Annotated in this window: 22 protein-coding genes; 14 read left to right on the top strand and 8 right to left on the bottom strand. The window is 70.6% G+C overall.

The window, feature by feature from the left end; translation table 11 throughout:
- Nucleotides 1-89: 89 nt before the first annotated feature.
- The 10 genes from ABCS02_RS08415 to lnt all read left to right on the top strand — a co-directional run bounded on the left by ABCS02_RS08415 (nt 90) and on the right by lnt (nt 10,376).
- The gene (locus ABCS02_RS08415) at nt 90-794 is read left to right on the top strand and encodes an HAD family hydrolase (protein WP_345835133.1); all 705 of its coding nucleotides are present in this window, start codon (nt 90-92) and stop codon (nt 792-794) included.
- Nucleotides 791-1,813 carry a tRNA (adenine-N1)-methyltransferase gene (locus ABCS02_RS08410; RefSeq protein WP_345835132.1) on the top strand — a complete coding sequence of 341 codons (1,023 nt, stop codon included), beginning with the start codon at nt 791-793 and terminating at the stop codon, nt 1,811-1,813. The genes ABCS02_RS08415 and ABCS02_RS08410 overlap by 4 nt, the downstream gene beginning before the upstream one ends.
- 83 nt (nt 1,814-1,896) lie before the next feature.
- Nucleotides 1,897-2,817 (top strand): peptidylprolyl isomerase, encoded by a 921-nt coding sequence (locus ABCS02_RS08405; RefSeq protein ID WP_345835131.1) that lies wholly within the window; start codon nt 1,897-1,899, stop codon nt 2,815-2,817.
- A 20-nt stretch (nt 2,818-2,837) separates the two neighbouring features.
- Nucleotides 2,838-3,887: a WYL domain-containing protein gene (locus ABCS02_RS08400; RefSeq protein WP_345835130.1), complete on the top strand. Its 1,050-nt coding sequence runs from the start codon at nt 2,838-2,840 to the stop codon at nt 3,885-3,887.
- Nucleotides 3,880-4,854, top strand: coding sequence for a WYL domain-containing protein (locus ABCS02_RS08395; protein ID WP_345835129.1), 975 nt, complete (start codon nt 3,880-3,882; stop codon nt 4,852-4,854). The genes ABCS02_RS08400 and ABCS02_RS08395 overlap by 8 nt, the downstream gene beginning before the upstream one ends.
- 9 nt (nt 4,855-4,863) lie before the next feature.
- A complete protein-coding gene (locus tag ABCS02_RS08390) occupies nt 4,864-5,214 on the top strand; it encodes a hypothetical protein (protein ID WP_345835128.1) in 351 nt (116 codons plus the stop codon).
- Nucleotides 5,215-5,217: 3 nt separating this feature from the next.
- The gene (gene tatA / locus ABCS02_RS08385; RefSeq protein ID WP_345835127.1) at nt 5,218-5,478 is read left to right on the top strand and encodes a Sec-independent protein translocase subunit TatA; all 261 of its coding nucleotides are present in this window, start codon (nt 5,218-5,220) and stop codon (nt 5,476-5,478) included.
- A gap of 43 nt (nt 5,479-5,521) precedes the next feature.
- On the top strand, nt 5,522-6,274 hold the full coding sequence (gene tatC / locus ABCS02_RS08380; RefSeq protein ID WP_345835200.1) for a twin-arginine translocase subunit TatC: 753 nt from the start codon (nt 5,522-5,524) through the stop codon (nt 6,272-6,274).
- A 9-nt stretch (nt 6,275-6,283) separates the two neighbouring features.
- Complete coding sequence (locus ABCS02_RS08375; protein WP_345835126.1) at nt 6,284-8,719, top strand: DEAD/DEAH box helicase; 2,436 nt, start codon at nt 6,284-6,286, stop codon at nt 8,717-8,719.
- Between the two features lie 58 nt (nt 8,720-8,777).
- Nucleotides 8,778-10,376 (top strand): apolipoprotein N-acyltransferase, encoded by a 1,599-nt coding sequence (gene lnt / locus ABCS02_RS08370; protein WP_345835125.1) that lies wholly within the window; start codon nt 8,778-8,780, stop codon nt 10,374-10,376.
- 25 nt (nt 10,377-10,401) lie between these two features.
- On the opposite strand, the gene ABCS02_RS08365 is transcribed toward lnt, so the two are convergent.
- The 4 genes from ABCS02_RS08365 to ABCS02_RS08350 form a co-directional block, all read right to left on the bottom strand.
- Nucleotides 10,402-10,773, bottom strand: coding sequence for an RNA polymerase-binding protein RbpA (locus tag ABCS02_RS08365; RefSeq protein WP_345835124.1), 372 nt, complete (start codon nt 10,771-10,773; stop codon nt 10,402-10,404).
- Nucleotides 10,774-10,889: 116 nt separating this feature from the next.
- A complete protein-coding gene (locus ABCS02_RS08360) occupies nt 10,890-11,639 on the bottom strand; it encodes a glycerophosphodiester phosphodiesterase family protein (RefSeq protein WP_345835123.1) in 750 nt (249 codons plus the stop codon).
- On the bottom strand, nt 11,636-12,646 hold the full coding sequence (locus ABCS02_RS08355; RefSeq protein WP_345835122.1) for an SPFH domain-containing protein: 1,011 nt from the start codon (nt 12,644-12,646) through the stop codon (nt 11,636-11,638). Before ABCS02_RS08355 ends, ABCS02_RS08360 begins: the two co-directional genes overlap by 4 nt.
- On the bottom strand, nt 12,643-13,143 hold the full coding sequence (locus ABCS02_RS08350) for an NfeD family protein (RefSeq protein ID WP_345835121.1): 501 nt from the start codon (nt 13,141-13,143) through the stop codon (nt 12,643-12,645). The genes ABCS02_RS08355 and ABCS02_RS08350 overlap by 4 nt, the downstream gene beginning before the upstream one ends.
- A gap of 141 nt (nt 13,144-13,284) precedes the next feature.
- On the opposite strand from ABCS02_RS08350, the gene ABCS02_RS08345 reads away from it, so the two are divergent.
- Nucleotides 13,285-14,073 (top strand): SDR family oxidoreductase, encoded by a 789-nt coding sequence (locus ABCS02_RS08345; RefSeq protein WP_345835120.1) that lies wholly within the window; start codon nt 13,285-13,287, stop codon nt 14,071-14,073.
- Nucleotides 14,070-16,064, top strand: a complete 1,995-nt coding sequence (locus tag ABCS02_RS08340) for a S9 family peptidase (RefSeq protein WP_345835119.1) — start codon at nt 14,070-14,072, stop codon at nt 16,062-16,064. The genes ABCS02_RS08345 and ABCS02_RS08340 overlap by 4 nt, the downstream gene beginning before the upstream one ends.
- A 133-nt stretch (nt 16,065-16,197) precedes the next feature.
- Here the strand turns inward: ABCS02_RS08340 and ABCS02_RS08335 are convergent, their stop codons facing one another.
- Entirely contained in the window at nt 16,198-16,716 is a 519-nt protein-coding gene (locus ABCS02_RS08335; RefSeq protein WP_345835118.1) for a DUF308 domain-containing protein, read from the bottom strand.
- Nucleotides 16,717-16,892: 176 nt separating this feature from the next.
- Between ABCS02_RS08335 and ABCS02_RS08330 the strand changes: the two genes are divergently transcribed.
- A complete protein-coding gene (locus tag ABCS02_RS08330) occupies nt 16,893-19,274 on the top strand; it encodes an excinuclease ABC subunit UvrA (RefSeq protein ID WP_345835116.1) in 2,382 nt (793 codons plus the stop codon).
- Between the two features lie 4 nt (nt 19,275-19,278).
- Here the strand turns inward: ABCS02_RS08330 and ABCS02_RS08325 are convergent, their stop codons facing one another.
- Both ABCS02_RS08325 and ABCS02_RS08320 read right to left on the bottom strand, forming a co-directional pair.
- Nucleotides 19,279-19,908 carry a septum formation family protein gene (locus ABCS02_RS08325; protein WP_345835114.1) on the bottom strand — a complete coding sequence of 210 codons (630 nt, stop codon included), beginning with the start codon at nt 19,906-19,908 and terminating at the stop codon, nt 19,279-19,281.
- 9 nt (nt 19,909-19,917) lie between these two features.
- On the bottom strand, nt 19,918-20,079 hold the full coding sequence (locus tag ABCS02_RS08320) for a hypothetical protein (protein WP_345835113.1): 162 nt from the start codon (nt 20,077-20,079) through the stop codon (nt 19,918-19,920).
- Between the two features lie 54 nt (nt 20,080-20,133).
- Here ABCS02_RS08320 and ABCS02_RS08315 point away from each other — a divergent pair, with 54 nt between their 5' ends.
- On the top strand, nt 20,134-20,646 hold the full coding sequence (locus ABCS02_RS08315) for a hypothetical protein (protein ID WP_345835112.1): 513 nt from the start codon (nt 20,134-20,136) through the stop codon (nt 20,644-20,646).
- On the opposite strand, the gene ABCS02_RS08310 is transcribed toward ABCS02_RS08315, so the two are convergent.
- Complete coding sequence (locus ABCS02_RS08310; protein ID WP_345835111.1) at nt 20,641-21,372, bottom strand: flavodoxin family protein; 732 nt, start codon at nt 21,370-21,372, stop codon at nt 20,641-20,643. The two genes, ABCS02_RS08315 and ABCS02_RS08310, sit on opposite strands and share 6 nt — an antisense overlap.
- Between the last annotated feature and the right edge of the window lie 150 nt (nt 21,373-21,522).

Below are 21,522 nucleotides of genomic sequence, written 5' to 3'. Positions count from 1 at the left end.
GTGGCCTACTCGTCCTCTCGTCGGCTGGCCGGTCGGCCGCCGTTCTCACCAGGATAGGCCCCGACCCCGTCGCGATAGACTTGCCGGTCGTGACCGATCTGACCACGCACCCGCTGCCGGCCGCTGTCTTCTGGGACATGGACGGCACCCTCGTCGACACCGAGCCGTACTGGATGGCCTCCGAGCAGGAGCTCGTCGGCTCGTTCGGCGGCGTCTGGACGCACGACGACGGGCTGCTGCTGGTGGGTCTCGGGCTGTGGAACTCGGCCGAGATCCTGCGCTCGCGCGGCGTGGAGCTGGAGCCCGACGAGATCGTGCACTGGCTGACCGAGCGGGTGCGGCAGAAACTCGCCGAGCAGGGCGTCCCGTGGCGTCCGGGCGCGCGGGAGCTGCTCCGCTCGCTGCGCGACGAGGGCGTGCGCACGGCGCTGGTGACCATGTCGGTCCGCAGCATGGCGGAGCAGATCGTCGCGGCCATCCCGTTCGACGCGTTCGACATCATCGTCAGCGGCGACGAGGTCACCGACCCCAAGCCGCACCCGGCGCCGTACCTGCGCGCCGCCGAGTTGCTGGGCGTCAAGCCGGGCGACGCGGTCGCGATCGAGGACTCCCTGGTCGGGCTGTCGTCCGCCGTGGCCTCCGGCGCCGCGACGATCGGCGTGCCGCACATCGTGCCGCTGCCGGAGTCGGACGAGCACACCCTGTGGGACACGCTGGAGGGCCGCACGGCCGGGGACATCGCGGCCGTTGCCGCCGGGCGGCGCGCCGCTATCGATCAGGAGGATGCACGATGACCGAAGAGCGACGCAATTCCGGCCCGTTCCGGGTGGGCGACCGCGTCCAGCTGACCGGCCCCAAGGGCCGCATGAACACGATCACGCTGGAGCCGGGCAAGCTGTTCCACAGCCACCGCGGCGTCCTCGCGCACGACGCCATCATCGGACTGCCGGACGGCTCGGTGGTCGTCAACAACGCCGGCGTCGAGCACCTGGCGCTCCGCCCGCTGCTGAACGACTTCGTGATGTCCATGCCCCGCGGCGCAGCGATCATCTACCCGAAGGACGCCGCGCAGATCCTCGCCCTGGCCGACATCTTCCCCGGCGCGACGGTCGTGGAGGCCGGCGTCGGCTCCGGCGCCCTGTCGCTCTGGCTGCTGCGCGCGATCGGTCCGCAGGGCCGCCTGCTGTCGTTCGAGCGCCGCGAGGAGTTCGCCGACGTGGCGCGCGCCAACGCCGCGACCTTCCTCGGCAGCGACCCGGAGAACTGGACCGTCACGGTCGGCGACCTCCAGGAGGAGCTGACCGCCGCCGTCGAGCCCGCGAGCGTCGACCGCGTCGTGCTCGACATGCTCGCGCCGTGGGAGACCCTCGACGCGGTCACCGCCGCGCTCAAGCCCGGCGGTGTCGTGCTCTGCTACGTCGCGACCGTCACCCAGCTCTCCCGCGTCGCCGAGGCGATCCGGGCCACCGGCCACTACACGCACCCGCAGTCGAGCGAGACGATGGTCCGCGGCTGGCATGTGGAGGGCCTCGCCGTGCGGCCGGACCACCGGATGATCGCCCACACCGGCTTCCTGATCACCGCGCGCCGCCTCGCGCCGGACACCGTCCTCCCTGAGCTCAAGCGCCGCCCGTCGAAGAGCGACTACGACGACGCCGACGTCGAGGCCTGGACGCCGGGCGCGCTGGGGGAGCGGCAGTCCAGCCCGAAGAGCCTGCGCAAGCGGATGCGGGAGGCCGCGGCCAGCGCGACGCTCGCGCGCGAGGGCGGCGCCGACGCGTCAGGTGACGAGCGCGACCCGCACGTCGACTAGCATGGTTCAGGTCGTGAGGCGCGTCGCCTGACGCGACAACCCCCACCGCTCGCATCGCAAATGCCCGCATCGAAAGAGGACCCGTGCGCAGAGCTACCGCACTCGGAAGATCGTCCGTCGCCCTCCTCGCCGTCGGCATCGTCGCCGCGGCGCTGACCGGATGTTCGTCCAACCCGAACGCCGACTGCGGCTCCGCCCTGAAGAGCGGGCAGGCGTCGGACCTGGTGAAGGCCTCCGGTCCGATCGGCAAGGAGCCGAAGATCAGCTTCCCGACGCCGGTCGACACCACGACCTCCGAGCGCACGATCCTCACCACGGGCAGCGGCCAGCCGGTGATCAACGGCCAGATGGTCGAGATCCAGTACACGCTGCTCGACGGCCAGACCGGCCAGGTCGGCGAGAAGGGCAGCTACGGCGGCGACACCACGCCGATCACGATCGGCAACTCCAACGCGGCGATCAGCAAGGGCCTGCTCTGCGCCCCGGTCGGCTCGCGCGTCGCGGTCGCGATCTCGCCGAAGGACTCCGGCGGGGCCGGCTCGGGCAACACGACCATCCTCGTCGCCGACATCGTGCACGCCTACCTCCCGGCGGCCAACGGCGCCGTCCGCCCCTCCGTCTCCGGCTTCCCGACCGTCGTGCTCGCGCCGACCGGCCAGCCGGGCATCACGATCCCGTCCTCCGGCGGCGCGCCCAAGACCGTCCGCACCGAGACGCTCAAGCAGGGCGACGGCGAGGAGGTCAAGGCCGACTCGCAGGTCGTCCTCCACTACACCGCGGTCGGCTGGGACCAGAAGAACGTCGTGATGAGCAGCTGGCAGAGCAAGTCGCCCGACATCGTGGCGATGAGCACCGGCCAGAGCGCGCTCAACCAGGCGCTGCCGCAGGAGGTCCTGAAGCCGCTGGTCGGCCAGAAGGTCGGCTCGCAGCTCGTCATCGAGGCCCCCGCGAACGGCAACGTCCCCGCCGCGGCCTGGGTGGTCGACATCCTCGGAGTCCGCTGAGTCCCGACTAGGATGGTCGGGTGCCCCGATCCTCGTCTTCGCCCGCGCGCGTCCCGGTCGAGGAGCGTCTCTTCAGCCTCGTGCTGGCGCTGCTCGCGACCGAGAACGGCCTGACGAAGAACGAGATCCTCTCGACCGTCCAGGGCTACCGCCAGCGCTACGAGTCGCACGGCGACAACAGCAGCCTGGAGCGCCAGTTCGAGCGCGACAAGGACGACATCCGCGAGCTCGGCGTGCCGCTGGAGACGGTCGAGTCGCCGGAGGCCGCGGGCAACAACCAGCTGCTGCGCTACCGCATCCCGAAGGGCGCATACGACCTCCCGGCCGACGTGGTGTTCTCCCCGATGGAGATCACCCTGCTCGGCCTCGCCGCCACAGTGTGGCGCGAGGGCTCGCTGTCGGGGGAGTCGCGCCGCGCGCTGATGAAGCTGCGCTCGCTCGGCGTGGAGGCCGACGAGCCGGTCGTCGGCTACGCACCGCGCCTGCGTGCCCGCGAGAGCGCCTTCGAGCCGCTGAGCCAGGCGCTGGAGCGCAACGCGATCGTCCAGTTCCCCTACCTCAAGCCCGGTGAGAGCGCGTCGCGCGTGCGCACGGTCGCGCCGCTCGCGCTCGTGCAGCACCAGGGTCGCTGGCACCTGCAGGGCATCGACCAGGAGGCCGGCGGCTCGCGCACCTTCCTGCTCTCGCGCATGGTCGGGCCGGTCAAGGTCACGAACCGCACATTCACGCCGGAGGGCGACGACTTCGCCGAGCGGGCGCTGGAGGACCTGGAGCGGATCTGGGCGGCGAACGTCGCCGAGATCGAGGTGACGGCGGGCACCGACGCCGCGACCCGGCTGCGCAAGCGCTACGGCGATGCGGTCCCGGCCGAGCACGAGGGCGCGGCCTTCCGGCTCACGGTGAACTTCTCGGACATCAACATCCTCGCCGACCAGCTCGCGGCCTTCGGCCCGGAGGTGCTGGTGCTGGCCCCGGAGGAGCTGCGCGGCAAGGTGGTCGAGCGGCTGGTGGCGGTGGCCGAGGCGCACGAGGGCGTCGCGGACGCGGGGGAGGGGAACGCCCGTGGCTGAGCGCAGGCGCCCGATGCAGGCCCAGGACAAGCTGGCCTTCCTGCTCGCCCTGGTCCCGTACCTGATGGACCGCGACCGGGTCACCGTCGCGGAGGCGGCCGAGCACTTCGGCGTGGACGAGGAGAGCATGCGCGACGCCGTGCGGCTCATCGCCGTCTCCGGCATCCCGGGCGAGACGAACGCCTACCAGCCGGGCGACCTGTTCGACATCTCCTGGGACGAGTTCGAGGAGAACGACCGCATCGTCCTCACCCACCAGGTCGCGATCGACGACTCGCCGCGCTTCTCCGCGCGGGAGGCCGCCGCGCTGATCGCCGGCCTCCAGTACCTCACCGCGCTGCCGGAGAACGCCGACCGCGACGTGATCGGCTCGCTGATGGCCAAGCTGGCCCGCGGCGCGTCCGCCGCGCCGAGCCAGGTCGCCGTCGCCCGCTCCGAGTCGGACGAGGCCCTCGCGACCATCCGCGAGGCCGTCATCGCCGGCACCCAGCTCGAGTTCGACTACCTCAACTCGCGCGGAGAGCGGGAGCGCCGCCGCGTCGACCCGCTGCGGGTCGAGTCCGTCGACCAGGACTGGTACCTGCGCGGCTGGGACCACCTCCGCACCGCGATCCGCACCTTCCGCCTCGACCGCATCGACGGCCTGATGACGACGAAGGAGCCGATCACCTACCGGCCGGGCGACCTCAAGCTGCCTGAGACGCTCTTCGAGGGCACGCCGGAGGACCAGCTGGTCACCGTCGAGGTGTCCGCGTCCGCGATCCCGCTCATCGAGGACTACATCCCGGAGGGCGCAGCGCGCGAGGAGCGCGACGGCGTCATCCGCACGAGCGTGCGCGTCGCCCACTTCCACGGCCTCAAGCGCCTGGTCGCCGGGCTCGCCGGCGTGCTCACCGTGCTCGACCCTCCCGAGGCCCGCCGGCTCGTCGCCGAGTGGGCGCGTGCGGGCGCCGACCGCTACCGTTAGGCTCCCTGCATGCCGTGGTGGTCGTGGGTCGTCATCTGGGTCGTGCTCGTGCTCGGCCTCCTCGGCATGCTCGCGTTCTTCGCCTGGTGGCTGTTCCGCAAGGTCATGGCCGCCGGCCGCGAGGCGAGCGCGCTGATCGAGAAGGCGGACATCCTCAGGCAACGCTCGGATGACATGCGGTACACTGAGTTTCACAGCGCCGTCTTCGCGGATGCGGACCTGCTCCGCGCACAGCGGGAACAAGCCGTCGCCGACCGTCAGGTCGCACGGCAAGCTCGCAGAGACAGCCGGGTTCGGCGCGGTAAAATACTCGTCAGGGCGGATCCGTTCCGCTACTCGTACTTGAACAGAAGGACGTAAATCATGCTCGGCGGCCTCACCGGATGGCACCTGCTCATCATTCTCGCGGTCATCCTCCTTCTCTTCGGTGCGCCCAAGCTTCCCGCCCTCGCGAAGAGCATCGGCCAGTCCATGCGCATCTTCAAGGGCGAGGTCGACGAGATGAAGAAGGACGGCAAGGACGACGGCGCGAACACCGACGCGTCGACCGCCGCCCCCAGCGCTTCCGCGCCTACCACTACTGCGCCGATTAACGACTCGACCGAGTCCAAGCCGAAGCAGTAGCTGCGTGGCCTCCACCAAGCGAGGCAAGAACCGCGAAGGCCGGATGTCGCTGGCCGAGCACTTCGTCGAGCTTCGTAAACGTCTGTTCCGCGCTGCGATCGGCCTGCTGGTCGGCGCGGTCGTGGGCTGGATCCTCGCCGGTCCCGTGATGGACGCGCTGCGTGCCCCCATCACCGAGATCGCGAAGCAGCAGGGCCGCGAGGCGCTGCTGAACTACGGCAGCATCACCGGCGCCTTCGACCTGAAGATGCAGATGGCGATCACCATCGGCGTGATCGTCTCCAGCCCGATCTGGCTGTGGCAGATCTGGGCGTTCTTCGTGCCCGCGCTTACGCGCAAAGAGCTCAAGTACGCGTTCGGCTTCTTCTTCACCGCGGTGCCGCTGTTCATCGCGGGAGGCGTGGCCGGCTGGCTGCTCGTGCCGCACATGGTCAGCCTCCTGACCAGCTTCGCGCCGGAGCAGGACGCGGCGATCATCGACGCTAAGACCTACATCGACTTCGTGACCAAGCTCGTCCTCGCGGTCGGCGTCGCCTTCGTGCTCCCGGTGTTCCTGGTGCTGCTCAACTTCGTCGGCGTGCTGAGCGCCAAGTCGATCATCGCCTCCTGGCGCTGGGCGATCATCATGATCGCGCTCTTCACCGCCATCGCGACGCCCGCGGCCGACGTGCTCTCGATGTTCCTGCTGGCCGTGCCGATGGTGCTGCTCTACTTCGGCGCCTACGGAGTCGCCTGGCTGCACGACCGCCGCGCGGCCAAGGCGGCGATGCGGCTGGAGGCCGAGCTCGCGGCATAGGCTGGTCGCGTGACCGACCAGCAGCAGCTCTCCCCGGCCGAACGCTTCGCCGCCTCGCGGCAACGGGCGCAGCAGCCCGTGCTGGAGACGTTCCGGGCGGGGCTGCGCTTCGACCTGGACCCGTTCCAGCGCGAGGCGTGCGCGAGCCTGGAGAACGGCCGCAGCGTGCTCGTGGCCGCCCCGACCGGTGCGGGCAAGACCATCGTCGCCGAGTTCGCGGTGTTCCTCGCCATGCGCGAGGCCAACGCGAAGGTGTTCTATACGACGCCGATGAAGGCGCTGAGCAACCAGAAGTTCCAGGAGTTCGTCGAGGCCTACGGGCCGGAGTCGGTCGGCCTCCTGACGGGCGACACCAACATCAACTCGCACGCCCGCATCGTGGTGATGACCACCGAGGTGCTCCGCAACATGCTGTACGCGGACTCCGACCTCCTCGGCGATCTGGCCTACGTGGTGATGGACGAGGTGCATTACCTGGCTGACCGGTTCCGCGGGGCCGTCTGGGAGGAGGTCATCATCCACCTGCCGCAGGCGGTGCGGATGGTTTCCCTCAGCGCCACGGTCTCCAACGCCGAGGAGTTCGGCGACTGGCTGCAGGCGGTGCGCGGCGACACCGACGTGGTGGTCTCCGAGGAGCGCCCGGTGCCGCTGGAGCAGCACATCCTGATGCGCACCAAGCTGATCGACCTGTTCGACTCGTCCGGGCTGGCGGCGACCAACCGAGTGAATCCGGAGCTCGTGCAGATGGCGCGGTATGGCGGCCGGGTGCTCTCCAGCCGGCAGACGCGCGACGTCGGGCGCTACCACTCGCGCGGCGGCCGCCCCGACACCTTCCGGATGAACCGCGCGGACTTCGTCCGGATGCTGAACGAGCACAACCTCCTCCCGGCGATCTTCTTCATCTTCAGCCGCAACGGCTGCGACGCCGCCGTCCGCCAGACCCTGCGCGAGGGCGTACGGCTCACCGAGCAGCGCGAGCGCGACGAGATCCGCGCCATCGTCGAGGAGCGCTGCCGCACCCTGCTGGACGAGGACCTCGCCGTGCTCGGCTACTGGGAGTGGCTGGAGGGCCTGGAGCGCGGCGTCGCGGCCCACCACGCCGGCATGCTGCCCGCCTTCAAGGAGGTCGTGGAGGAGCTCTTCCGCCGGAAGCTGGTCAAGGTGGTCTTCGCGACCGAGACGCTGGCGCTGGGCATCAACATGCCCGCACGCACGGTCGTGCTGGAGAAGCTGGAGAAGTTCAACGGCGAGGCGCGCGTGCCGATCACGCCGGGGGAGTACACCCAGCTCACCGGCCGCGCTGGGCGCCGCGGGATCGACGTCGAGGGGCACTCCGTCATCCAGTGGGAGGACGGCCTCGACCCGCAGTCGGTCGCCTCGCTGGCCTCCCGCCGCAGCTATCCGCTCAACTCGAGCTTCCGGCCCACCTACAACATGGCCGTCAACCTCATCGATCAGTTCGGGCGGGTGCGCACCCGCGAGATCCTGGAGTCGTCGTTCGCGCAGTTCCAGGCCGACCGCGCGGTGGTCGACCTCGCCCGCAAGGTGCGCCAGCAGGAGGAGTCCCTCGCCGGTTACGAGAAGGCCATGGAGTGCCACCTCGGCGACTTCCGCGAGTACTCGCGCATCCGCCGTGAGCTCAGCGACTTGGAGAAGAAGGGTCAGCGCATCGAGAACGCCTCCAAGGCCGACCGCGAGCGGCGCCAGCGTCAGCTCGCCGCGCTGCGGAAGCGGATGCGGGAGCACCCCTGCCACCGCTGCCCCGACCGCGAGCAGCACGCCCGCTGGTCGGAGCGCTGGTGGAAGCTCAAGCGCGACACCGACCGGCTCAGCGCCCAGATCCAGTCCCGCACGGGAGCGGTCGCGAAGGTCTTCGACCGCGTGTCCGACGTGCTGCTGGAGCTCGGCTACCTGGCCGAGGAGGACGGCGAGACGGTGCTGACCGTGCACGGCCGCACGCTCAAGCGCATCTACGGCGAGCGGGACCTGCTCGTCGCCGAGTGCCTGCGCCGCGGCTACTGGAAGGAGCTGGACGCCGCGGGCCTCGCCGCGATGGCGTGCGCGCTGGTCTTCGAGCCGCGCCGTGACGACGGTCTCGCGCACGACCGCAACCTCCCGCGCGGCGCCTTCCGCCCCGCCCTGGACCGCACCACCGACCTCTGGGCCCGGCTGGACGACCTGGAGCGCGACAACCGCCTCCCGGGCAGCGAGCCGGTCTCCACGGCGCTGGCGCTGGCGATGCACCAGTGGGCGCGCGGTGCGGCGCTGGACGTCGTGCTGCGCGAGGCCGACATGGCCGCCGGCGACTTCGTGCGCTGGGCGAAGCAGACGATCGACCTCCTGGACCAGCTCTCGCTGGTCGCGCAGGGCAACGTCGGACGCACGGCACGGCAGGCGCTGGAGTCGATCCGCCGTGGCATCGTCGCGTACTCCGCCGTTGCCTGAGCGCACGGGAGCGGCGCCTGTGCGGGACACAGGGCCGGATGCCTTAAGCTCTCCCTTCGTGACCCGACGCCCACGCGCGCCCCGACGGCGGCCGCCCCTGCCGGCAGCGCCGCTGCCGCTCTGGCTCGCGATCGTCGTGGGCGTCGGAGCCGGGCCCGTCCTCGCCGCGGGCTTCCCGGGGCAGAACCTGTGGCCGCTGACGTTCGTCGGCATCGGGATGGTGCTGCTCGCGCAGCGCGGCCGCACATCCGGCGCCGCGTTCCTCGTCGGCTGGCTGGCGGCCGAGGCGTTCTACCTGGTGCATGTGTCGTGGACGTCGCTGTACCTGGGGCCGGTCCCGTGGGTCGCGCTCTCCACGCTCGAAGCGTTGTTCTGGGGCGCGGGCGGCATCCTCCTGACACTGGCGTACCGCTGGGTGCCGCGGGCCTGGCCGGGGATCGCGGGACGTCTGGGGCTGGTGCCCGTCGTCGTCGCGGGACTCTGGGTGCTGCGGGAGTACGTGACGGGCAACTGGCCGTACGGCGGCTTCTCCTGGGGCCGGGTGGCGGAGTCGCAGTCGCTGAGCCCGTACGCGCCGCTGGTCGCCTGGCTCGGGATCTCGGGGCTGGGCTTCGTCATGGTCTGGCTGGTCGCGCTCCTGATCGAGCTGTTCTTCGCGGTCGACGTGCGCACCGTCCTCCGCGGCGCGATCGCCCTGGGCGCGGTCGCGCTGGTGCTGGCCGTGCCGTCGTGGCCGGCGACCACGCACGGGACCACGCGGATCGCGGCGGTCCAGGGCAACGGACCCGCCGGGTACTTCGACAACGCGCCGGTGGGCGCGGTGCTGGACACCCAGATCACCGAGACGCTGAAGATCCCGCTCTCGCAGTCGTCGGGCGACAAGAAGGTCGACATGGTGGTGTGGCCGGAAGGCGCTGCGTTGCCGGATCCGACCCGCGACCCGGGGACGGCCTCCGTCCTCGACGCGCTCGGCCGGCGGTTCGGCGCCCCCTTCATCGTCGGGACGATCACCTACCGCGACGGCAAGTACTTCAACACGTCGCTGCAGTGGGAGGCGGGCAAGGGCGCCGTCGACTACTACGACAAGAAGCACCCCGTCCCGTTCGGCGAGTACGTGCCCGACCGGTCGTTCTGGCGGCCCTTCGCGCCGTCGCTCATCGACCTCATCGGCCGCGACTACACGCCGGGGACCCGCGACAACGTCTTCGACGTCGGGGGAGTGCGCGCCGGCATCTCGATCTGCTTCGACATCGTGGACGACCAGCTCCTGACCGACATGATGAACGACGACGCCCAGGTCATCCTCGCGCAGACCAACAACGCGGACTTCGGCCAGACCGACGAGAACGAGCAGCAGCTCGCGATCGCCCGGCTGCGCGCGATCGAGTCCGGCCGGGCGCTGGTGAACATCTCGACCGTCGGCAGCAGCCAGATCATCGCGCCGGACGGCAAGACGATCACCATGATCCCCCCGTTCACGCCCGGCCACATGGTCGCGGACGTGCCGCTCGGGACCACGACCACGCCCTCCACGCTGCTGAGCCGCGGCATCGAGTTCCTGGTCGCCGGTCTCGGGCTCTTCGGCCTCCTGGCGGCCGCGCTGTGCCGCAGGCTGCCGGCGCCGGACACGAGAAAGCCGCTCCCACCGGAACGGTGAGAGCGGCTGTACAGGATGCCGAACGTCAGGCGGTGTGCTTGTGCTCGGTCGTCCCGCGGCGTGCGCGCAGGTACTGCAGCCGCTCCTCGAGGAGCTCTTCGAGCTCGGCCCGGGTGCGACGCTCCAGGAGCATGTCCCAGTGGCTGCGCGGCGTCTTGACGTCCGAGTGGTCGATCTCGACGGGCTTGTCGTCGACCAGCAAGCGGGCCTCGTGGCCGCAGTGCTTGCACTCCCAGGCATTGGGAGCCTCGGCCTCGGCGGCGAAGACCATTTCGGTCTCCGTGCCGCAGTCGGGGCACAGGTACGTATAACGGGAACGCGGAGAGTAGACGACGCCTTCTTCACTTTGTAAGCTCTGGGCGCCAAGCCTCATTCCGCGCAAACTGCGATCTGCCATCGTGTGGTCTCCTCTTCGCGCGAATCCTCACAGTTATAAACCAGCAAGCTGGGGATTCTCTTTCCGGACGCCGCCTTCTCTCAGTGGGCTCACAGCGTCGGGGTAGGAGCGACGGCCTATTTTCGCGGGTCGACCAGGGCTTTCAGGAGGTCGCAGCGGTTGGTGACGATTCCGTCGACTCCCAGGTCGAGCAGTCGGGTCATGCCGGCGACGTCGTCCACCGTCCAGACGTGCACCTCGGCTCCGGCGGCCTGGATCGCGCGGACCGTGCGGGAGGTGACCAGGCGCACCGGGCCGCGGCGCTCCGGGATCTGCACGGCCGCGAACCCGCGCAGCGCCCGCCGGGTGAGGGGTCGCACCCCCAGTTTCGAACCGAGCAGCGCGGGTACGAACTCCGAGACCGAGGGCGACACCGCGACCTCCGGGAGGGCGGAGGTCGCGGCTCTCCTGCGCGCCGCCGAGAAGCTCGTGAGGAGGACCCGGTCGGCCGCGCGCGTCGTGACGATCGCGGCGGCGGCCGGGGCCGCGGCGCGCTCGTCCTTGATGTCGATGTTGAAGCGCGCCGCCGGGAAGGCGTCCAGCGCCTCGGCGAGCGAGCAGAACGACTGGCCGTCGCCGAGCGGGATGCGCCGCAGCTCGGCCAGGGTGAGCTGCTCCACGCGCACGTCGCGGCCGGCCACCCGGGACAGGTCGGGATCGTGGCTGATCACGGCCTCGCCGTCGGCCGAGGCGTGCACGTCCGTCTCCAGGTGCGTCGCACCCGCGCTCAGCGCCTTCAGGAACGCGAGCAGCGTGTTCTCCGGCGCCTCCACGGCCAGGCCGCGGTGCGCGATGATGCGCGGCCGCGGCCCGTCGAGGAACGTCACGCCGGGGGAGCGGGCGGGGGAGTCGGACCCGTGGCGCCGGCGGCGGCCGCCTCCACGGACGGTGCGGCCTGAGTGCCGGCCGGGACAGCGTCGAGCCCGGCCGCGGCCGCGCCCTTCGGCCCGAACGCCTGCCCGATGCCCTTCAGCGCCTCCGTGAGCTCGCTCGGGATGACCCAGAGCTTGTTCGCGCTTCCCTCGGCGAGCTTCGGCAGCGTCTGCAGGTACTGGTAGGCCAGCAGCAGGTTGTCGGGATTCCCCTCGTGGATGGCGCCGAAGACGGTGGTGATCGCCTTCGCCTCGCCCTCCGCACGGAGCACGGCCGCCTTCGCGTCGCCCTCCGCCTTGAGGATCGCGGCCTGCCGCAACCCCTCCGCGTTGAGGATCTCGGACTGCTTGGTGCCCTCGGCCGTCAGGATCAGCGCACGACGGTCGCGCTCGGCGCGCATCTGCTTCTCCATCGAGTCCTGGATGGACACGGGCGGGTCGATCGCCTTCAGCTCGACGCGGGATACTCGGATGCCCCACTTGCCGGTGGCCTCGTCGAGCACCAGGCGGAGCTGGCCGTTGATGTTGTCGCGGCTGGTCAGAGCGGCTTCGAGGTTCAGGCCGCCGACCACGTTACGGAGCGTGGTCGTGGTGAGCTGCTCGACGGCCCCGAGGTAGTTGGCGATCTCGTACGTCGCGGCGCGGGCGTCGGTGACCTGGAAGTAGACGACTGTGTCGATCGAGACGACCAGGTTGTCCTCGGTGATGACCGGCTGCGGCGGGAACGACACGACCTGCTCGCGGAGGTCGATGAGCGGCCGCACCTTGTCGATGAAGGGGACGACGACGTTGAGGCCCGGGGTGAGCGTCTTGTGGTACCGGCCCAGCCGCTCCACCACCCCGGCCCGCGCCTGCGGGATGATCCGGATGGCGCGGAACAGCGTGACCAGCACGAAGATCGCGATCACCAGGACGATGACCGAGACCACGATGGTCACGACGAGCTGGGTGACATCGGTCACGTCAGGCTCCTCTCAGTGAGGTCGCCGGCTCCCGCCGACACCGGTGACGGGGCGACGACGGCCGTCGCGCCCTCGATGCTCAGGACGATGACATGCTCGCCGGGCACCAGTTCGGCGGGGCCGGACTGGGCGGGCGAGAGCCGCGCGGTCCAGGTCTCCCCGACGGACAGCTTGACCAGGCCCGCGGTGCGCGAGACGGTCGAGACGACGACGCCGTTCATGCCGATCAGCGCGTCCACATTGCTCTTGGTGGGGTCGCCTCCGCGCTTGAGCCTGTGCAGCAGCGGCGGCCGGATGAAGAAGACCAGGACCACGGAGATCGCGGCGGCGATGATGAGCTGCAGCCACCACGGCGCGCCGAACAGCCCGGCGATCAGCCCGCCGAAGCTGCCGATCGCGATCATGAGGAAGACGAAGTCGAGCGTCAGCATCTCGATGATCACGAAGACGAGGATGAGGACGAGCCAGGCGATCCAGGCGAAGGACGTGATGTCCATGAGCGGCCCCCTCTCTACACATCACCATGTGTCTACACATCACTATGTACTTGCTAAAACGCTAGCATTCCCGCGGCCCACCGGACGGAACGCACTTGGTAGTCTCAGAAAGCCGTGTCGTCCAACGCTCTAGGAGTACCCGTGTCCAACGCTTCCGCGTCCGCCAGCCCGCTCGAGCAGGGCAGCCTCACCGGCAAACGCGCCCTCGTCACCGGTTCGTCGCGCGGCATCGGCGCCGACACCGTGCAGTACCTGGCCGACGCCGGCGCCGCGGTCGCGATCAACTACCGCAACAAGGAGGCGCGCGCGGTCAAGCTGGCCGACACCATCCGCGAGCAGGGCGGCTCGGCGATCACGGTCGGCGCCGACCTCACCGACCCGACCTCGGTCGGCGCGCTCTTCCGGACGATCGACGCCGAGTGGGGCGGCCTCGACATCCTCGTCCTCAACGCCTCGGGCGGCATGGAGTCCGGGATGGCGGAGGACTACGCCATGCAGCTCAACCGCGACGCGCAGGTGAACGTCCTGACGTCGGCGCTGCCGCTCATGGCGCCGGGCTCGCGCGTGGTGTTCGTCACCAGCCACCAGGCGCACTTCATCCGCTCGACGCCGACCATGCCGGAGTACGAGGCGGTCGCGCTGAGCAAGCGGGCGGGCGAGGACGCGCTGCGGGCGCTGCTGCCGGAGCTGGAGGCGAAGGGCGTCGAGTTCGTCGTGGTCTCCGGCGACATGATCGAGGGCACCATCACCGCGACGCTGCTCAACCGACTGAACCCGGGCGCGATCGACGCCCGCAAGGAGGCCGCCGGGCGCCTCTACAACGTCGGCGAGTTCGCCGCGGAGGTCGCGTCGGCCGTGGTCGACCCGGTCCCGGCCGACCATACCCGTCTCGTCGGCGACGTCTCCAGCTTCGAGCCGATCAGCGAATGAGGGCCGCTGACCTCGAGCTCCTGACCGGGGTCTCGCGTCCCACCGTCCACCCGGCAGGAGGCCGAGCGGTGGTCTCGGTGACGCATCCCTCGCTCGCCGCCGACGCGACGGTCGGGCAGCTCTGGAACGTCCCGCTGTCCGGGCACGCGGCGCCGCGGCGGCTCACCCGCGGCTTCCGCGACAGCGCCCCGAGGTTCTCGCCGGACGGGCGCCTGATCGCGTTCCTGCGCGGCGGCCCGAAGTCGCCGTCGCAGCTCATGGTGGTCGACGCCGCGGGCGGCGAGCCGGTGGTCGCCACCGACCGCAAGCTGGGCGTGACCGAGTTCGCCTGGGCTCCGGACGGCCGCTCGCTGGCGTTCGTCAGCCGCGACCCGGAGCAGGGGCGCTACGGCACAGTGGAGGGCATCGACCCGAACGGGGAGCGGGCCCGCCGGATCGACACGCTGAAATATCAGTCCAACGGACTCGGCTACATCACCGACCGGCGCTCGCACGTCTACCTCGTGGCCGTCCCCGACGTCTGGGCGGAGCCTCCGGTGGCGCCGATCGCCGAGGCCGACGGCTCGACCCGCCCGGCACCCGCGGTCGCCACGCCGCGCGCGCTGACCGGCGGGGACTGGGACGACTCGACCATCGCGTTCTCGCCGGACGGCTCGACGCTCGCGTTCGTCTCCTCCCGGCACGACAGCCGGGACGACGACCTGCGCTCGAACGTCTTCCTGGTGCCCGTCGACGGCGGGCGGGAGCCCTCCGACGCGACGGGGGAGCACGGCAGCTTCTCGGTCGTCGCCGTCGCCTACGGCCTCAACGGCGCGCTCTACTTCAGCGCGCAGGACGTGGGCCAGGGCGGCAGGGACTTCGTGGCCAAGAACACCGCCCTGTACGTGATCGACCACCCGGGGGCCGCCCCGCGCCTCCTGACCGATCCGGAGACGGTCGACCTCACCGAGTCGGACATCGTCGCCTTCCGCGACGACAGCGTGCTGGTGTGCGACCGCCGCCGCGGCGCGCTCGTCCTGACCGAGGTGGAGGCCGACGGCGCCTCGCGCAGGCTCACCGACGACCTCACGGTGGTGAACGGCGTCGGTGCGTCGGGCGAGACGATCGTGGCGAGCGTCTCGGATGCCGGCACCGCGGGCGACGTGGCCGTGATCGACGGCGACGGCCTCCGGCGGCTCACCGACTTCTCCCGCCCGCTGCGCGCGGCCGGCGTGATCGCCCCGCGCGAGCTCACGGTCACGGGCCGCGACGGCTATCCGATCCACGGCTGGGTGGTGGTGCCGGAGGGCGCCGGACCGCATCCCGTGCTCCTGAACATCCACGGCGGGCCGTTCGCGGCTTACACCGCTGCGCTCTTCGACGAGGCGCAGGTCTACGCCGCGGCGGGCTACGCCGTGGTGATGTGCAACCCGCGCGGGTCGGCCGGCTACGGCCAGGACCACGGCCGCGTGATCCGGCAGCGGATGGGCACCGTCGACCTGGCGGACGTCCTGGACTTCCTGGACGGCGCGATCGCCGAGACCCCTGACCTCGACGCCGAGCGCGTCGGGGTGATGGGCGGCTCCTACGGCGGCTACCTGACCGCGTGGACGATCGCGCACGACCACCGCTTCGCCGCGGCCATCGTGGAGCGCGGCTACCTCGACCCGGCCGCCTTCATCGGCACCAGCGACATCGGCAGCTTCTTCAGCGACGAGTACACCGGCACCGATCCGGCCGGGATCGCGGCGCAGAGCCCGCAGGCCGTGGTCGACCAGGTGCGCACGCCCACCCTGGTGCTGCACTCGTCCAGCGACCTGCGCTGCCCGCTCGGCCAGGCCGAGCGGTACTACGCGGCGCTGAAGCGCGGCGGCGTCGAGGCCGAGCTCGTGATCTTCCCTGGGGAGGACCACGAGCTGAGCCGCAGCGGCCGCCCGCGGCACCGTCGCGAGCGGTTCGAGATCATTCTGGACTGGTGGGACCGGCACCTGCCGGTGAAGGCGCGGCGCTGAGCGGCGGTGGCCTCTACGCGGCGGCGGGTGCGGCGGGCGCCGCGGTCGTCTTCAGCGCCTCGCGGCCGAAGGTGAACGCGCGGACGATCCCGATGATGCCGAGCACGATCAGGGCGATCGCGGCGAACCAGGATCAGGAACACCGCCGACGACGCGGGAGGAACAGCACCACGAGACCGGCGATGATGCTGAGGATGCCGTAGGCGATCGCCCACCCGGCGGAGCGGGCGCGCCCGGCCTCCACCAGCGCCATCACGCCCTCGATGATCCAGCCGACGCCGATGAAGGCGAGGGCGAAGATCACCAGCACGGTCGCCGCGGTCGAGACGTTCTTCAGCGTCACGACGGCGAGGAACACCAGCAGCACGCCGAGGATGATGTTCAGCGTGCGGATGCCCCCGCCGATGCCGCGGGCGAAGATCCCCATGCCGAGCCGCATGATGCCGGCGATGAGGAAGTAGATGCCGAGGAACACCGCCAGCACGGCGATGGTCTTGGCGGGCCAGAACAGCAGCACGACGCCGAGGATGACCGCGACGGCGCCGCTGACGCCCATCACGGCCCGGATGGCGTTGATGGCGGAACGCGTCATCTCCGAGGCGTCCAGCGAGAGGTCGCGGACGGCGGAGTCGAGAGGATCGGTGGAGGACATCGCACGCACCTTTCAGTCGTGCGGCCACGGAGTCGGATGGCCGCTTACGCGCAGAATACTGAAAATCTCCTGTGCATATCAGACCCATTCTCGCGAGGCCGCGGTGCCGGGGGAGGGGAGCGGGTCGGAGGCACCTGGTTAGATCGGAATCACACCGAAACGGACGGAGCACGGCGATGACCACGGCGACCAGCGCGACCACGGCCGAGGGCGGACAGGAGCGGGCGGACAGCCACGATGTCATCCGTGTCCGCGGCGCACGTGAGAACAACCTCAAGGACGTCAGCGTCGAGCTCCCGAAGCGCCGGTTGACCGTGTTCACCGGGGTGTCCGGCTCCGGCAAGAGCTCTCTGGTGTTCGGGACCATCGCCGCCGAGTCGCAGCGCCTGATCAACGAGACCTACAGCGCGTTCGTGCAGGGCTTCATGCCGTCGCTGGCACGGCCGGACGTGGACGTGCTGGAGGGGCTCACCACGGCGATCCTCGTCGACCAGGAGCGGATGGGCGCCAACGCGCGGTCGACGGTCGGCACGGTCACCGACGCGAACGCCATGCTGCGCATCCTGTTCAGCCGGCTCGGGCAGCCGCACATCGGCTCGCCGCAGGCCTTCTCGTTCAACATCCCGACCGTGCGCGGCGCCGGAGCCATCTCGATCGAGGGCAAGGGGACGGTGAAGCGCAGCTTCGAGCAGACCGGCGGCATGTGCCCGCGCTGCGAGGGGATGGGCACCGCCTCCGAGATCGACCTGACCCAGCTCTACGACGAGTCGAAGTCGCTGTCCGGCGGCGCGATCACGGTGCCCGGCTTCACCGCGGACGGCTGGTCGGTGCGGATGTTCAGCGAGTCCGGCTTCTTCGATGCGGCCAAGCCGATCCGGGACTACTCGGAGACCGAGCTGCACGACTTCCTCTACAAGGAGCCGGTCAAGGTCAAGATCAACGGCATCAACCTCACCTACGAGGGCCTGGTGCCGCGCGTCCAGAAGTCGATGCTGTCGAAGGACGTCGAGGCCATGCAGCCGCACATCCGGGCGTTCGTGGAGCGCGCGGTCACCTTCGCGCCCTGCCCGGAGTGCGGAGGGACGCGGCTCAACGAGGGCGCGCGGTCGTCGCTGATCCGCGGCGTCAGCATCGCCGACGTGTGCGCGATGCAGCTCAGCGATCTGGCGGAGTGGGTGCGCGGGCTGGATGAGCCGTCCGTCGCCCCGCTGCTGGCGAACCTCCAGGGCACGCTCGACTCCTTCGTGGACATCGGCCTCGGCTACCTGTCGCTCGACCGGCCCTCCGGCACGCTGTCGGGCGGGGAGGCGCAGCGCACCAAGATGATCCGCCACCTGGGGTCCTCGCTCACCGACATCACCTACGTCTTCGACGAGCCGTCGGTCGGCCTCCACCCGCACGACATGCGTCGGATGAACGAACTGCTCGTGCAGCTCCGCGACAAGGGCAACACGGTCCTGGTGGTGGAGCACAAGCCGGAGATGATCGTCATCGCCGACCACGTGGTCGACCTCGGGCCGCGCGCCGGCACCGCCGGGGGAGAGATCGTCTACGAGGGGACCATCGAGGGTCTGCGCGGGAGCGGCACGCTCACCGGGCGGCACCTGGACGACCGCGCGCGGGTCAAGGAGTCGGTGCGCACGCCGTCCGGGCGGCTGGAGGTGCGCGGCGCGACCTCGCACAATCTGCAGGACGTGGACGTCGACATCCCGCTCGGCGTGCTGGTCGTGGTCACCGGCGTGGCCGGTTCTGGCAAGAGCTCGCTCATCCACGGCTCGGTGTCGCCACGCGAGGGCGTCGTCTCGGTCGACCAGGCGGCGATCCGCGGCTCGCGGCGCAGCAACCCGGCCACGTACACCGGCCTGCTGGAGCCGATCCGGAAGGCGTTCGCGAAGGCCAACGGCGTCAAGCCGGCGCTGTTCAGCGCGAACTCCGAGGGCGCCTGCCCGAACTGCAACGGCGCGGGTGTCATCTACACCGACCTCGGCGTCATGGCCGGCGTCTCGACGGTGTGCGAGGTCTGCGAGGGCAAGCGCTTCGACGCCTCCGTGCTGGAGTATCGCTTCGGCGGGCTGGACATCAGCGAGGTGCTCGCGCTGTCCGTGGAGGACGCCGAGACGTTCTTCGCGAGCGGCGAGTCGCGCATCCCGGCCGCGCACGCCATCCTGCAACGCCTGACGGACGTCGGCCTCGGCTACCTGACCATCGGCCAGCCGCTGACGACGCTGTCCGGCGGCGAGCGTCAGCGCCTCAAGCTCGCGACGCACATGGCCGAGAAGGGCGGCGTCTACGTGCTGGACGAGCCGACCACCGGCCTGCACCTGGCCGACGTCGAGCAGCTCCTCGGCCTCCTGGACCGGCTGGTCGACTCGGGCAAGTCTGTGATCGTGATCGAGCACCATCAGGCCGTGATGGCGCACGCCGACTGGATCGTGGACCTCGGCCCCGGAGCCGGCCACGACGGCGGACGCATCGTGTTCGAGGGCACGCCCGCCGACCTGGTCGCGGCGCGCGCGACGCTGACCGGGCAGCACCTGGCGGAGTACGTCGGAGCGTGACGCCTTAGTGGGCCGCCACGGCGGTCCCGGTGAGCTCGTGACGGGAGTAGGTGTCCACGAAGCACTCGTAGGCGCGGTCTCCGGAGGCCCACTGGGTCGCGCTGTCCGGATACCGCAGCTCCACCTGGACGTCCTCGTTCCACACCGCGACCCAGTTCCAGTCCAGGAGACCGGGGGCGGTGCAGAGGTCGCCGACCTGGGTGTTGAGCGCCTGCACGCCGGGGAACGGCGCGTCGGCGGACTGAGGGAGGACGCCCTTGGAGAGCACCTGGGCGATGTGCGGCGACGCGCAGTCGATGACGGGGTAGGCGGCCTCCCGGGGCGACGGGAAGACCTGGAGGCACGCGCCGACGGCGATGCTGCCGACCGGTTGCTCGGGGACGGTCGCGACCGGCGGGGTGTGCGTCGGACGCGGCGGCAGCCCGAGCGGAGTGGGAGCCGGATCCAGCGGGTGCGGGGGAGCGGACGGGGCTGCCGTCGTGTCGGCCTGCGCCCGGCCGGGAGGCCGGCTGTTCGCGAAGGCGGCCACGGAGAGGAGGACGACCGCGGCGGCGGCGGCGGTCGCGGCCACGAGGACCATCCAGCCGCGGCGCGACAGGCCGTCCTGGCTCTCGGGCGATCGGCGGTCTCTCACCGCCTCATCCTACGTTCGGCCGTCGACATCGCGAGCGGTGCCGCAGAAGGCGCACACCAGCGTGAACCGCGGGCTCCGGTCGACGGTGACGATGGACGGGTAGGCGGTGCGGCCCTGGCAGCGCGGGCAGCTGCTCGCGGTGTCGGGTGCGCGGGTGTCGAGGGTCGTCATGCGTAGGAGACCCGTGCGGAGCGTCGTCGTGACGCCGGTGGGTAGCCTGAGCGCGTGGAAGAATCCGAACCGATCCGGCTGAGCGTCGGCGGGGTCTCCCGGGCGGACCTGCGCGCGGCCCTGCAGTCGCACGGTGTGCTGCTGAACGCGCACGCCGAGACACTGCTCGATCACGATGCGTTCGAGCTGCGGGAGCCGGAGGCGCTGACCGTCGTCGTGCAAAGCGTGGGCGAACTGGGCCTGGGCGACGGAGGGAGCCTGGCGGAGGTGTTCGCGGCGGCGCGGGAGCAGGGACTGTCGCTGTGCCCTCCCGACACCGGGCCATACCTCCGGCTGGCGCTGCGTTCGCAGCCGGACGCGCCCGATTCCGTGCTGTCGGCCGGACGCTCACCCGCGGGCGCGATCAAGGTCGCCGCCGCGCCGCTGAGCGACGATGTCGGGTTTCCGAAGGGCTTCTACCTGCGCGTGGTCGACGGCGTGCAGTGGCTGCGCGGCTACCGCTGCGACGACGAGTACCGATTCGCGGCCGGCGACCGGTTCGCGTTCACGCTGCCGCCGGCGCTATGACCGGTACTCGGGGTTCGGGAAGTCGAACCGCACCCCCGCGTCCCACTCCTTGCGCTGGTTGCCGTAGTCGGGGAAGCCGCCCGCGTCCTTCAGCATCCGGGCCAGGTGCAGGAGGTTCCAGGTGAGGAAGGTCGTGTTCCGGTTCGTGAAGTCGTTGTCGAACCCCACCCGCGTGCCGTCCGGAAGCTCGTCCCCGTAGCTGGGCCCGGGGCCGGCCTCGCCGATCCAGCCGGCGTCCGCCTGCGGGGGGATCGAGTAGCCGATGTGCTGCAGGCTGTAGAGCACGTTGGACGCGCAGTGCTTGATGCCGTCCTCGTTGCCGGTGATGAGGCAGCCGCCCGTCCGGCCGTAGTAGAGCCACTGGCCCTTCTCGTTGAGCTCGCCGGAGTGCGCGTAGAGCCGCTCGATGATCTTCTTCGTCTCGCTGCTGTTGTCGCCGAGCCAGATCGGGCCGGCGATCACGAAGATGTCGGCGGCGAGCACCCGCGGGAACAGCTCGGGCCAGGCGTCCACCTCCCAGCCGTACTCGCGCATATCGGGGTACACGCCCGTCGCGATGGGGTGGTCGACGGCGCGGAACTGATCGACCTCCACCCCCTGGTCGGACATGATCGACGCGCTCACGTCGATCAGCGACTGGGTGTGGCTGCGCCCGGGGGAGCGGGTGAGGGTCGTGTTGATGAAGAGCGCTTTCAGATCGCTGTAGTCCGTGTCCCGTGGGCTCATGGGTCACACGGTAGACAGCGGGCGTTCGCCTGTCCAGCGGGAATCTTTCGCGGATCGTGAGCGTTTGCAGCAAACGCATATGTGCATTCGTGTATGATTGCAGTGTCTGCAAAAAAGCATCGTCCAAAAGGAACCCGTCTTGTCTACAAC

The organism is Microbacterium sp. X-17 (assembly GCF_039615055.1).
Note: the sequence above shows the minus strand (reverse complement) of the source record. Positions and strands in the feature narration are given on the sequence as shown.